Source organism: Oerskovia flava (assembly GCF_026163685.1).
GTDB classification, from domain to species: Bacteria; Actinomycetota; Actinomycetes; order Actinomycetales; family Cellulomonadaceae; genus Oerskovia_A; species Oerskovia_A flava.
Window position 1 is genome coordinate 981,010 of record NZ_JAOXSR010000001.1, and the last position, 12,996, is coordinate 994,005.

General features: G+C 70.5%; 11 protein-coding genes. 7 read left to right on the plus strand and 4 right to left on the minus strand.

Annotation, left to right across the window (positions count from 1 at the left end):
- Positions 1 to 1,071: a YihY/virulence factor BrkB family protein gene (locus OHL10_RS04310; protein WP_265520906.1), complete on the plus strand. Its 1,071-nt coding sequence runs from the start codon at positions 1 to 3 to the stop codon at positions 1,069 to 1,071.
- On the opposite strand, the gene OHL10_RS04315 is transcribed toward OHL10_RS04310, so the two are convergent.
- The 4 genes from OHL10_RS04315 to sdhC form a co-directional block, all read right to left on the minus strand.
- Entirely contained in the window at positions 1,055 to 1,828 is a 774-nt protein-coding gene (locus tag OHL10_RS04315) for a succinate dehydrogenase iron-sulfur subunit (RefSeq protein ID WP_265520907.1), read from the minus strand. The genes OHL10_RS04310 and OHL10_RS04315 overlap by 17 nt on opposite strands.
- A complete protein-coding gene (gene sdhA / locus OHL10_RS04320) occupies positions 1,828 to 3,678 on the minus strand; it encodes a succinate dehydrogenase flavoprotein subunit (protein ID WP_265520908.1) in 1,851 nt (616 codons plus the stop codon). The genes OHL10_RS04315 and sdhA overlap by 1 nt, the downstream gene beginning before the upstream one ends.
- Before the next feature lie 71 nt (positions 3,679 to 3,749).
- Positions 3,750 to 4,214, minus strand: coding sequence for a succinate dehydrogenase, hydrophobic membrane anchor protein (gene sdhD / locus OHL10_RS04325; protein ID WP_265520909.1), 465 nt, complete (start codon positions 4,212 to 4,214; stop codon positions 3,750 to 3,752).
- Positions 4,214 to 4,597, minus strand: coding sequence for a succinate dehydrogenase, cytochrome b556 subunit (sdhC, locus tag OHL10_RS04330; RefSeq protein WP_265520910.1), 384 nt, complete (start codon positions 4,595 to 4,597; stop codon positions 4,214 to 4,216). The genes sdhD and sdhC overlap by 1 nt, the downstream gene beginning before the upstream one ends.
- A 188-nt stretch (positions 4,598 to 4,785) precedes the next feature.
- On the opposite strand from sdhC, the gene OHL10_RS04335 reads away from it, so the two are divergent.
- The 6 genes from OHL10_RS04335 to OHL10_RS04360 all read left to right on the plus strand — a co-directional run bounded on the left by OHL10_RS04335 (position 4,786) and on the right by OHL10_RS04360 (position 12,992).
- Complete coding sequence (locus tag OHL10_RS04335) at positions 4,786 to 5,958, plus strand: mannose-1-phosphate guanylyltransferase (RefSeq protein WP_265520911.1); 1,173 nt, start codon at positions 4,786 to 4,788, stop codon at positions 5,956 to 5,958.
- Between the two features lie 70 nt (positions 5,959 to 6,028).
- On the plus strand, positions 6,029 to 7,282 hold the full coding sequence (locus OHL10_RS04340) for an amidohydrolase (RefSeq protein WP_425498939.1): 1,254 nt from the start codon (positions 6,029 to 6,031) through the stop codon (positions 7,280 to 7,282).
- Between the two features lie 227 nt (positions 7,283 to 7,509).
- The gene (locus OHL10_RS04345) at positions 7,510 to 8,601 is read left to right on the plus strand and encodes a BMP family lipoprotein (protein ID WP_265520912.1); all 1,092 of its coding nucleotides are present in this window, start codon (positions 7,510 to 7,512) and stop codon (positions 8,599 to 8,601) included.
- A gap of 202 nt (positions 8,602 to 8,803) precedes the next feature.
- Positions 8,804 to 10,417 carry an ABC transporter ATP-binding protein gene (locus OHL10_RS04350; RefSeq protein ID WP_265520913.1) on the plus strand — a complete coding sequence of 538 codons (1,614 nt, stop codon included), beginning with the start codon at positions 8,804 to 8,806 and terminating at the stop codon, positions 10,415 to 10,417.
- Positions 10,414 to 11,703 carry an ABC transporter permease gene (locus tag OHL10_RS04355; RefSeq protein WP_425498940.1) on the plus strand — a complete coding sequence of 430 codons (1,290 nt, stop codon included), beginning with the start codon at positions 10,414 to 10,416 and terminating at the stop codon, positions 11,701 to 11,703. Before OHL10_RS04350 ends, OHL10_RS04355 begins: the two co-directional genes overlap by 4 nt.
- On the plus strand, positions 11,700 to 12,992 hold the full coding sequence (locus tag OHL10_RS04360; protein ID WP_265520914.1) for an ABC transporter permease: 1,293 nt from the start codon (positions 11,700 to 11,702) through the stop codon (positions 12,990 to 12,992). Before OHL10_RS04355 ends, OHL10_RS04360 begins: the two co-directional genes overlap by 4 nt.
- Positions 12,993 to 12,996 lie beyond the last annotated feature (4 nt).

Here is a 12,996-nt window from a genome sequence, read left to right on the forward strand (position 1 = left end):
GTGACGCAGCAGACCTCCCCCGACCAGGAGGACCGCGGCGCCGCACGCGGTGCCCTCACCCGTGCGCAGTCTCTCCTGGAGCGGTGGCAGCTCAGTCGCCCGGGTCGCGCGATCGGGCGGTACGGCCAGGGGCGCGGAGCGCTCCTCTGCGGCGGGATCGCCTACTCCGCTCTCTTCTCGCTGTTCGCCGCTCTCGCGATCGGCTACACGGTCCTCATGACCGTCCTCGGCGACCGGGAGGACCTGCGGACCGCCGTGCTCGAGCAGGTCGACGATGCGATCCCCGGGCTCGTCGACCTGGGCGAAGGCGGGGTGCTCGAGCCCGAGGACCTCCTGCTCACGAGCGGGCTCGGACTGACCAGTGTGATCGCGGCCGTCGTGCTGCTCGTCAGCGCGATCGCCTTCGTCGCGGCGCTGCGGACCGGTGTGCGGGCCATGTTCGGGGAGAACGAGCTGGGCCAGAGCGCGGTCTTCACCAAGCTCCGTGAGCTCGGTGGGTTCGTGCTCATCGGTCTGAGCGTCGTCGTCAGCGCGGCTGCAGGTCTCGTCGTTGCGACGGTGAGCACGCGCTTCCTGGACGCCATCGGGCTGCAGGGGATCGCGGCCGGTGTGGTGACCGCCGGCGGGCTCGTGGTCAGTGTGCTGCTCGACGCCCTGGTGGTCTGCCTCGTCGTGGTCTTCCTCGCCGGCATCAGGCCACCGCGGCGTGATCTGCTGCTCGGCTCGCTGGTCGCGGGTGTGGCCTTCGGCGTCCTACGCTACCTCGGGACCAGCGTCATAGCCGGCGGCGCCTCCCGCAACGCGCTGCTCGCGTCGTTCGCGGTGATCGTGACGCTCCTGCTGCTCGTGAACTTCGTCGCGCGGGTCCTGCTCATGGTGTGTGCCTGGATGGCGGACCCGCCGCCGGTCCCACGCCCTGCCGAGATCGCCGCGGCCCACGAGGCCGCCCGCCGCGCGGAGATCGAGCAGCGGGTGGTGGCCGGTGCGGGCCGCGGCCGCCCCTGGAGCCCGATCGTCCGGGGCGTGCGCCGCGGTCGGTACCCCGAGGACGTCGTCAGAACGCGCGGGTGATCATCGCGCGCTTGACCTCCTGAATCGCCTTGGTGACCTCGATGCCGCGCGGGCACGCCTCGGTGCAGTTGAAGGTCGTGCGGCAGCGCCACACGCCCTCCTTGTCGTTCAGGATCTCGAGGCGCTGCGTGGCGCCCTCGTCGCGGGAGTCGAAGATGAACCGGTGGGCGTTGACGATCGCCGCCGGGCCGAAGTACTGACCGTCGGTCCAGAACACGGGGCACGACGACGTGCACGCGGCGCAGAGGATGCACTTCGTCGTGTCGTCGAACCGCTCGCGCTGCTCGGCGGACTGCAGGCGCTCCTTGCTCGGCTCGTTCCCGGTGGTGATGAGGAACGGCATGATCTCGCGGTAGGAGGCGAAGAACGGCTCCATGTCGACCACGAGGTCCTTGATCACGGGCAGGCCCTTGATGGGTTCGACCGTGATGGGCTTGTCGGGGTTGACGTCCTTGAGGAGCGTCTTGCACGCGAGTCGGTTGCGGCCGTTGATCCGCACCGCGTCCGACCCGCAGATGCCGTGCGCGCACGACCGGCGGAACGTCAGCGAGCCGTCGTGCTCCCACTTGATCTTGTGCAGGGCGTCCAGCACGCGGTCGGTGCCGTGCGCGAGGACGGTGTACTCGTCCCAGTACGCCTCGTCACCGTGCTCGGACTCGGGGGAGTAGCGCCGGATCTTCAGCGTCACCTCGAACGAGGGGATCGCACCGACCTCGGTCTGCTCGTCGCCGGCGGGGGCTTCCAGTGTGGCGGTCATCAGTACTTACGCTCCATCGGCTCGTACCGGGTCTGGGTGACGGGCTTGGAGCCCAGCACGATCTTGTAGCCGTCGAAGTCCTCGACGTGGTCGAAGTAGCCCTCCACCACGCCGACCCCGTCGGCCTCGACGACCTCGTCCGCGCCCAGGTGGGCGGGACGGCGGTACGCCATGGTGTGCAGCATGTAGTTCGCGTCGTCCCGCTCGGGGTAGTCCTCGCGGAAGTGCCCGCCGCGGGACTCGCGCCGGTTGAGCGACCCGATCACGACGACCTCGGCGAGGTCCAGCAGGAAGCCGAGCTCGAGCGCCTCGAGGAGGTCGGTGTTGAACATCCGGCCCTTGTCCTGGACCGAGACGTTCTTGTACCGCTTCTGCAGCGCGCGGATGTCGTCGAGCGCTGCGGTCAACGACTCGCCGGTGCGGAACACCTGGGCGTTGGCGTCCATCGTCTCCTGGAGCGCCTTGCGGACCTCGGCGACGCGCTCGCCGTCGGGCCGGTTGCGCATCTCGTCGAGCTGGGCGACGACGGCCGCGGCCGCGTCCTCCGGGAGGTCGGTGTAGGACGCCGTGGCCGCGTAGGCGGCGGCCGTGCGGCCCGCACGCTTGCCGAACACGTTGATGTCGAGCAGCGAGTTCGTCCCGAGGCGGTTGGAGCCGTGGACGCTCACGCAGGCGACCTCGCCGGCTGCGTACAGGCCCTTGACGACGTCCGTGCTGTTGCGCAGGACCTCGGCGTCGACGTTCGTCGGGATGCCGCCCATGGCGTAGTGCGCGGTCGGGTAGACCGGCACAGGCTCGGTGTACGGCTCGATGCCCAGGTACGTGCGGGCGAACTCCGTGATGTCGGGGAGCTTGGCATCGATGTGCGCCGGCTCGAGGTGCGTGAGGTCGAGCAGGACGTAGTCCTTGTTCGGACCGGCACCGCGACCCTCGCGGACCTCGTTCGCCATGGACCGCGCGACGATGTCACGGGGCGCGAGGTCCTTGATGGTCGGGGCGTAGCGCTCCATGAACCGCTCGCCGTCGCCGTTGCGCAGGATGCCGCCCTCGCCGCGGGCGGCCTCCGACAGGAGGATCCCGAGGCCCGCGAGACCTGTCGGGTGGAACTGGAAGAACTCCATGTCCTCGAGCGGGACGCCGCGGCGTAGCGCGAGCGCCATGCCGTCGCCCGTCAGGGTGTGCGCGTTCGAGGTCGTCTTGAAGATCTTGCCCGCGCCACCGGTCGCGAAGATGATCGCCTTGGCCTGGAAGACGTGGATCTCGCCGGTCGCCAGGTCGTAGGCGACGACACCGGTCGCGGTGACCGTCTCGCCGTCGGGCACCTCACCGGCCGCGAGGTCGTGGTCGACGATGAGGTCGAGGACGTAGAACTCGTTGAAGAACTCGACGTCCTGCTTGACGCACTGCTGGTACAGCGTCTGCAGGATCATGTGGCCGGTGCGGTCCGCCGCGTAGCAGGAGCGGCGCACGGCGGCCTCGCCGTGGTTGCGGGTGTGCCCGCCGAACCGGCGCTGGTCGATCCGGCCCTCGGGCGTGCGGTTGAAGGGCAGGCCCATGCGCTCGAGGTCGAGGACCGCGTCGATGGCTTCCTTGGCCATGATCTCCGCGGCGTCCTGGTCGACCAGGTAGTCACCGCCCTTGACCGTGTCGAAGGTGTGCCACTCCCAGTTGTCCTCCTCGACGTTCGCGAGCGCGGCGCACATGCCGCCCTGCGCGGCACCCGTGTGGGAGCGCGTCGGGTAGAGCTTGGAGATGACGGCCGTGCGGACGGAGCCGGACGACTCCAGTGCCGCGCGCATCCCGGCGCCGCCTGCGCCGACGATGACCACGTCGTACTGATGGGTTTGCATCGGGGTCGATGCCTCCTGTGGCGAGTTGTTCGGACGGGTACGTCCGGGGGGAGGGGCCGGGCGGTCGTCCGTCAGGCGGTGCAGAACGAGGCCAGCAGGTTCGCCGGTGCGTCCGCGGGGCAGGGGTCGAAGGTGAAGATCACGAGGGTGCCGAGCACGGTCACGACCACGAACGCCGTGTAGAGCGCGAGCTTGAGCACGAGGCGGGTGCCGTCGCGCTCGGCGTAGTCGTTGATGATCGTGCGCACGCCGTTGGTCCCGTGGATCATCGCGAGCCACAGCATCAGCAGGTCCCAGATCTGCCAGAACGGCGACGCCCACTTGCCGCCCACGAAGGCGAAGTCGATCGCCTTGACGCCGTCTCCCACCATGAGGTTGACGAAAAGGTGGGCGAAGACGAGGACGACCAGCACGACGCCGGAGGCGCGCATGAAGACCCAGCTGTACAGCTCGTAGTTCCCGCGGGTGGTACCGCGTCCGACCGAGCGGGAGCGGGGGGCGGCGAGCGAGGAGCTCGTCCGGGTGCTCGTGGCCATCAGTGCCCACCTCCGAAGACGTTCATGAGGTGACGGGGCAGGAACCCTGCCATCGTCACGACCAGCAGACCCATGACGATCCAGAGCATCGTGCGCTGGTACCTCGGGCCCTTGGCCCAGAAGTCGACGAGGATGATCCGGATGCCGTTGAAGGCGTGGAACACGATCGCGGCGACGAGGCCGGCTTCGCCGAGGCCCATGACAGGGGTCTGGTACGTCCCGATCACGGCGTTGTACGCCTCGGGCGAGACTCGTACGAGCGCCGTGTCCAGCACGTGCACGAGCAAGAAGAAGAAGATGAGCACGCCGGTCACGCGGTGCGCGACCCACGACCACATGCCTTCACGGCCGCGGTAGAGCGTGCCAGCTGGTGCACTGGGCACTTGGGGGCCTCCTGTGGCGAGTTCAGGGGAGACGCCGACGACCCAGGGGCCTTCGTCGGCATCCGTCTCTGGGATTCCACCATAGTGACATCGGCACGGTGCGGCGCACGACGCGGGGTGGTAGGGGCCCTCCGGACCCGCATTTGTGACTGATCCCACACGGGTCGGGCGCTCACTATGCTTCCCCCATGGCCCCCACCACCACGCCCGACCACCGTCCGAGCGACGCAGCGGCCCCGGCCGCGCGCGACGCGCCTGTGCCCGGCTTCTACGCCGTGGTCCCGGCGGGCGGGGCGGGGACCCGGTTGTGGCCGCTGTCCCGCAGCCGTGCGCCGAAGTTCCTGCTCGACCTCACGGGTACCGGGCGCAGCCTCCTGCAGGCCACGGTGGACCGCCTGACCCCGCTGGCGGGGACCGACGGCGTCCTGCTCGTCACGGGCGGGCACCACGTGGCCGCCGCGCGCACCCAGCTCCCGGAGCTGCCCGAGGGCTCGATCCTCGCGGAGCCGTCGCCGCGCGACTCCATGGCCGCGATCGGCCTGGCCGCGGCCGTCCTCGCCCGGCGGCACGGCGACGTCGTGCTCGGGTCCTTCGCCGCCGACCAGGTGATCGCCGGGCGCGACGCGTTCGAGGCCGCCGTCCGCGAGGGTGTCGAGGCCGCGCGGGCCGGGTACGTGGTGACGATCGGCATCGCCGCCTCGCGACCCTCCACCGCGTTCGGGTACGTCCACAGCGGAGCGCCGCTCGGGCTCGACGGTGCGCCGTCGGCCCTGCACGTGCGCGGCTTCACCGAGAAGCCCGACGCCGCGACCGCCCAGCGCTACCTCGCCACGGGGGAGTACCGCTGGAACGCGGGCATCTTCCTGGCGCGCACGTCCGTGCTGCTCGGTCACCTCGCCGAGCAGCGCCCCGAGCTGCACGCCGGGCTGCTGGAGGTCGCGGCCGCCTGGGACACTCCGGAGCGCGACCGGGTGCTCGCCGACGTCTGGCCGGGACTGGAGAAGATCGCGATCGACCATGCGGTCGCCGAGCCCGTGGCCGCCGTCGGGGGAGTCGCCGTCGTACCCGGGAACTTCGGCTGGGACGACGTCGGCGACTTCAACTCGCTCGCCGCGCTGCTGCCCGCGGCCGACGACGCCGGGTCGAAGGTGCTGGGCGATGCCGGGAAGGTCGTGCGCAAGGACAGCGCGGGCTCGGTCGTCGTCCCCGCGTCCGGTCGAGTGGTGACCGTGCTGGGGCTCGACGACGTCGTGGTCGTCGACACGCCCGACGCGCTGCTCGTCACGACCCGGGCGCGCGCCCAGCAGGTCAAGGGCATGGTCGACGCCGTCCGCGAGCGCGGGCTCGACGAGCTCCTCTGAGCCCGCCGCGGGCGTGGCCGCACGCACGGCCGCACGCACGGTGGGCGTGCCGCGGGCTACCCTCGGGCGTGTGACCATCCCCGAGCACCTCAGGTCCCCCGAGCCCGTCGACCCCGCGCGCCCGCAGGCGCCGGAGGACGGTCACGGGACGCCAGGTGGCCCCGGGGCGCGGATCGCGGCGCTCGCCGACGACCTGCGTGACGAGCTTGTCACGATCCGCCGCGACATCCACGCCCATCCCGAGGTCTCCCGCGCCGAGGTGCGCACCACCGCGCTGCTCTCCGACCGTCTGCGCGCCGCCGGCCTCGAGCCGCGGCCGCTGCCCGGGACGGGCCTGGTCTGCGACCTCGGGCCGCAGTCCGCGGGCGGGCGCATCGCCCTGCGGGCCGACATCGACGCCCTGCCGCTGCAGGACCGCTGCGACCTGCCGTTCGCGTCGACCACGCCCGGCGTGGCGCACGCCTGCGGGCACGACGTCCACGCGACCGCGGTGCTCGGTGCCGGCCTCGTCCTCGCGACGCTCGACGCCGTCGGCGAGCTGCACCGACCGGTCCGCCTGATCTTCCAGCCCGCCGAGGAGGTCCAGCCCGGCGGCGCGCTCGACGTCATCGCGGCGGGCGGCCTCGACGGGGTGAGCGAGATCTACGCCCTGCACTGCGACCCGAAGGTCGACGTCGGCCAGGTCGGCACGCGGATCGGCCCGATCACCTCCGCCTCCGACGAGGTGTCCGTGACCGTCTCCTCCTCGGGCGGGCACACGTCACGCCCGCACCTGACCGGCGACGTCGTCTACGCACTCGGTCAGGTCATCACCCAGGTCCCGGCGGTCCTCGGCCGACGGCTCGACCCCCGCTCCGGCGTGAACCTCACCTGGGGAGCCGTGCACGCCGGGTCGGCGCACAACGCGATCCCCAGCACCGGCACCGTGCGCGGCACCCTGCGCTGCCTCGACGTCCGCGCTTGGGAGTTCGCGGGCCAGGTGCTGCACGACGCCGTCGAGCAGGTCGTCGCGCCCTACGAGGTCGAGGTCACGGTCCACCACACGCGGGGTGTGCCCCCGGTCGAGAACGACGAGGCGGGGACGGCCGCGCTCGAGCAGGCCGCGCGGGAGATGCTCGGCCCGCAGTCGGTGCTCCTCACCGAGCAGTCCCTCGGCGGCGAGGACTTCGCCTGGTACCTCACGAAGGTCCCCGGTGCGATGGCGCGGCTCGGGACGCGCACTCCCGGGGGGCGCTCGTACGACATCCACCAGGGTGATCTGCGGGTGGACGAGCGGGCGATCGACGCCGGTGTCCGCCTGCTCGCCCGGGTCGCGACGCGCTGACACCTCCGCGGTCCCGACCCGTGGAACAGGGTGTGTCACACCGCAGACACAAGATGACGCTTGCATAACGAAGCAGGCCCGTTACGTGCAAGTAACGTTCGAGGCGCTTCGGGCTGGCTAGTGTTCGGTGCATAGAGGCCGACGGACCCCGTGGTCCTCCCGTGCAACGGCGCGCGGGCGGACCCCGGCCAGCACGTGGCCTTGCGACGACTCGACAGGAGCAACACATGAAGAGAGCGACTCAGGTCACGGCGCTCGCGGCTGCCACGATGCTCGCGCTCGCCGCGTGCGGCGAGGCACCGGGAGAAGACCCCACGACCGGCACGGGCGGGGAGGACGTCGAGAGCGTCGACTACACCGCGTGCATGGTCTCGGACCAGGGCGGGTTCGACGACCAGTCGTTCAACCAGGCAGGCTTCGAGGGCCTCGAGCTCGCCGAGGCTGAGCTGGGCATCTCGGCGTTCGAGGTCGAGTCCACCGCGGACACCGACTACGGGCCCAACATCGACAACCTCGTCCAGCAGAACTGCGACCTCATCATCGGTGTCGGGTTCCTTCTGGAGGATCCGATCCAGGCCGCTGCCGAGGCGAACCCGGACGTCGACTTCGCGCTCATCGACTCGGCCTTCTCGGACGAGGAGTTCAACCTGGTCGAGCTGGCGAACGGCAAGCCGCTGCTGTTCAACACGGCCGAGGCGGCGTTCCTCGCCGGCTACCTCGCCGCAGGGGTGAGCGAGTCGGGCACGGTCGCGACCTTCGGCGGTCTGCAGATCCCCTCGGTGGCGATCTTCATGGACGGCTTCGTCGACGGCGTCGCGAAGTACAACGAGGACAACGACGCGGAGATCGAGGTCCTCGGCTGGGACAAGGAGGCCCAGACGGGCTCCTTCACCGGTGACTTCGAGAACCAGTCCAACGGGCAGAACCTGGCTCAGGGCTTCATCGACCAGGGTGCGGACATCATCATGCCGGTCGCCGGACCTGTCGGGCTCGGTGCGGCGGCCGCCGCGCAGAGCGGCGACGCCCGGATCATCTGGGTCGACTCGGACGGCTACCTCACCACCGACTTCGGTGACATCATCCTCACCTCGGTGATGAAGCAGATGGGCCCGGCCGTGTTCGACACGGTCGAGGAGGCCTCCGCCGGCAACTTCTCCGCCGAGCCGTACGTCGGCACGCTCGAGAACGAGGGGATCGGCCTCGCGCCGTTCCACGACTTCGAGGACGAGATCCCGCAGGAGCTCAAGGACCAGATCGCCGACTACCAGGCGCAGATCATCAGCGGCGACCTGGTCGTCGAGTCCCCGAACTCCCCGTGATCACCGGCTGACGTCGGCTGGTCCCCGACGTCCCGCGCACCGCGGGCGTCGTCGACCGACCACCTTGTGCGGTGGCCCGGGCTCACCAGCCCGGGCCACCGCCGTCATGATGAGACGAGAACCCCCGCACCTGGTGTGATGGACACATCCCACCGGACACCGGCGGGGTGTCGGTTCCCGAGCGGTAGAGAGGCCGGGCCCAGTGAAGCTTGAACTGCGAGGGATCACGAAGGTCTTCGGATCCCTGGTCGCGAACGACCACATCGACCTCGTGATCGAACCCGGCGAGGTGCACGCGCTCCTCGGGGAGAACGGGGCGGGCAAGAGCACCCTCATGAACGTGCTCTACGGCTTCTACGATCCCGACGACGGTCAGATCCTCGTCGACGACGTACCCGTCGAGTTCGCCGGGCCAGGCGAGGCGATGGCCGCGGGCATCGGCATGGTGCACCAGCATTTTATGCTCGTGCCGGTCTTCACCGTCGCGGAGAACGTCGCGCTCGGGCACGAGCCGGTCAAGGGTGCAGGCCTGATCGACCAGTCGAAGGCTCGCGCGCTCGTGCGCGAGATCTCCGACCGCTTCGGGTTCGAGGTCGACCCTGACGCGATGGTCGAGGACCTCCCCGTCGGCGTGCAGCAGCGCGTGGAGATCATCAAGGCGCTCTCGCGCGACGCGCGCGTCCTCATCCTCGACGAGCCGACGGCGGTCCTCACCCCGCAGGAGACCGACGAGCTCATCGCGATCATGCGCCAGCTCAAGGCCGCGGGCACCTCCATCGTCTTCATCACCCACAAGCTGCGTGAGGTCCGCGCCGTCGCGGACCGCATCACCGTGATCCGGCGCGGCAAGGTCGTGGGGACGGCAGAGCCCAGCACGTCCGAGACCGAGCTCGCCTCCCTCATGGTCGGGCGGTCGGTCTCGCTCGGCGTCGAGAAGGCGCCCGCCGAGCCCGGGGAGGCCGTCTTCGCGGTCCGCGACCTGTCGGTCATCGACACGGTCGGCACCCCCGTCGTGGACGGGGTGGACTTCGAGGTCGCCCGCGGCGAGATCCTCGTCGTCGCCGGGGTCCAGGGCAACGGCCAGACCGAGCTCGCGGAGGCGATCGTCGGGCTGCAGACCCCGGTCGCGGGGTCGATCACGCTCGACGGCAAGGAGCTCGTCGGGTCGGGGGTCCTCGACGTGCTGCGCGCGGGCGTGGGGTACGTGCCCGAGGACCGCAGCACCGACGGCATCATCGGCACCTTCTCCGTCGAGGAGAACCTCGTCCTCGACCTCGTCGACCAGCCGCCCTTCTCCCGGGGCGGTGCGCTCAACAAGTCGGTGATCCGGGACAACGCCGAGAAGCGGATCGTCGAGTACGACGTCCGGACGCAGACCGTCGAGGCCGCCGTGGGCACGCTCTCCGGCGGCAACCAGCAGAAGGTGGTGCTCGCCCGCGAGATGTCGCGGCCGCTGCGCCTGCTGCTCGCCTCGCAGCCCACCCGTGGTCTCGACGTCGGGTCCATCGAGTTCGTGCACAGCCGGATCGTCGCGGAGCGCGACAACGGCACGCCCGTGATCATCGTGTCCACCGAGCTCGACGAGGTGCTCGCGCTCGCCGACCGGATCGCCGTGATGTACCGCGGCAAGATCGTCGGCATCGTGCCTGGCGACACCGACCGGGACGTCCTCGGCCTCATGATGGCCGGCGTCCCGCTCGACGAAGCGGTCGCGCAGGCCGCCGAGCACCACACCGTCCTGGGTGAGGCGGACCTCGAGGCCGAGGCCGCGCCGTCGCACACCGTCGAGGACGCACGCGAGGAGGAGATCCAGTGACTCAGGCCACCCCGGACGTCGGCGGCGTCCCGCCGGCAGCGGCCCCACCCAGCCGGCCCATGGACGACGACGGGCGCGGCGAGGGGTCGAGCATCCTGCGCGAGATGCTGGAGAGCAGCTGGCTCGTCTCGTTCCTCGCCGTCGTCATCGCCCTCGTCCTCGGCGGCGTGCTCATCGCGGCCGCCGACCCGGACGTGCAGCGGACCGCGACGTACGTCTTCGCCCGGCCCTCGGACTTCTTCGGCGCGATCTGGAGCTCGGTCGCCAGTGCGTACGCGGCACTGTTCCAGGGGTCGGTGGTCAACCTCGGTGCCCCGACCTTCGAGCGGGCGATCCGGCCGCTCACGGAGACCATGACGGTCGCCACCCCGCTCATCCTCGCGGGTCTCGGCCTCGGTATCGGCTTCCGCGCCGGGCTGTTCAACATCGGTGCGCAGGGGCAGATCATCCTCGGTGGCATCTTCGCAGGGTTCATCGGCTTCACGTTCTCGCTGCCTCCGGGCCTGCACCTGCTGCTCGCCGTGTTCGGCGCGGCGCTCGGCGGCGCGCTCTGGGCCGGGATCGCCGGTGTGCTCAAGGCACGCACCGGCGCGCACGAGGTGATCGTCACCATCATGCTCAACAACATCGCCGTCTTCCTCGTCGCCTACCTGCTCACGACGTCCGCGTTCCAGCGTGCGGGCAGCTCCAACCCCATCAGCCCGCCTATCCCGAGCTCCGCGCAGTTCCCGCTGCTCCTCGGTGACGGCTTCCGCTTGCACCTGGGCTTCGTCCTGGCGCTCGTCGCCGCGGTCGGTGTGTGGTGGCTCATGGAGCGCTCCACGATCGGGTTCCGCTTCCGCGCGGTGGGGGAGAACCCGCACGCGGCACGCACCGCCGGCATGTCGGTGCCCTGGGCCTACGTGTGGGTCATGGTCATCGCCGGCGCGCTCGCCGGTCTCGCGGGCTCCGCCCAGGTCCTCGGCACGGAGAAGGTGCTGACAGCCGGGGTGGCGGCGAGCTTCGGCTTCGACGCGATCACGGTCGCGTTGCTCGGTCGTTCGCGACCGCTCGGCACCGTGCTCGCCGGCCTGCTCTTCGGTGCGCTGCGCGCCGGCGGGTTCGCGATGCAGGCTCGCACGGGCACGCCGATCGACATCGTGCTCGTCGTGCAGTCGCTCATCGTGCTGTTCATCGCCGCGCCGCCGCTCGTGCGGTCGGTCTTCCGGCTCCCGACACCGGGTGACACGACGCGAAAGCGCCGCCGGTCGACGTCCCGCCCCGCCGCCCAGGAGGTCAGCGCATGAGCACCGTCACCACGAAGCCGGCGCCCGCACGACCGGCCCGTACGACCAGCACGCTCGCCCCGATCAGCTGGCGCGGCCCGATCGTCTACGGCTTCTTCGCGCTCGCGTCGCTGATCTTCTTCGCGCTGCTGCCGGCGGGTGGCACCGAGACCACGTTCCGGATCTCGACCGCGACCGACTTCTTCCAGATCCCCGCCCTCACCGTGAGCTCGACCGGCTTCGCGCTCGTGCTGTCGCTCGTGGCACTCGGCCTCGCGGGTCTCGCGACCTGGGCCGCGTGGACCCGACGCCGGCTCGGAGTTTGGTTGCCCGTCGTGTTCGGCCTCGTGGTCGTCTTCGCGTTCCTCGCGTGGGCGGGGGCGGGAAAATCCGCGATCCCGCTCACCGGTCTGCTCCAGGGTTCGCTGTTCCTCGCCGTCCCCCTGGTCTTCGGTGCGCTCTCGGGCCTGCTGTGCGAACGTTCGGGCATCATCAACATCGCGATCGAGGGCCAGCTCCTCGCCGGGGCGTTCCTCGCGGCAGTCGTGGCGTCGGTGACCTCGTCCGCCTACATGGGCCTGGTGGCCGCGCCCATCGCGGGCGCTCTCGTGGGTCTGCTGCTGGTGATCTTCTCGGTCAAGTACTGGGTGAACCAGATCATCGTCGGCGTGGTCCTCAACGTCCTCGTCGTCGGCGTGACGAGCTATCTCTACTCGACCGTGCTCGCCGCCGACCCCGCCACGTGGAACTCCCGCAACCCGCTACCGGTGATCGAGATCCCGGTGCTCTCGCAGATCCCGGTCCTCGGACCGGTGCTCTTCCGCCAGACGTTGCTCGTCTACCTCATGTACGCGGCGGTGATCCTGCTGCAGATCTTCGTCTTCAAGAGCCGGTGGGGACTGCGGATGCGCGCCGTCGGGGAGCACCCCAAGGCGGCGGACACGGTCGGCATCAAGGTGAACGTCACGCGCGTGAAGAACACGATCCTCGGTGGGGCCGTCGCCGGTCTCGGCGGTGCGTTCTTCACGGTCGCCGCGGGTCTCGCCTTCGGGAAGGAGATGACGGGCGGCAAGGGTTTCATCGCGCTGGCCGCCATGATCCTCGGACGGTGGAACCCCATGGGCGCGCTCGCCGCTGCCCTGCTCTTCGGGTTCTCCGACAACCTCCGCACGGTGCTCGGCATCGTGGGGACACCCATCCCGAGCCAGATCATGCTCATGACGCCGTACGTCGTGACGATCTTCGCGGTGGCGGGTCTCGTGGGCAAGGTGCGTGCACCGGCCGCCAACGGCATCCCCTACGTCAAGTGAGCCC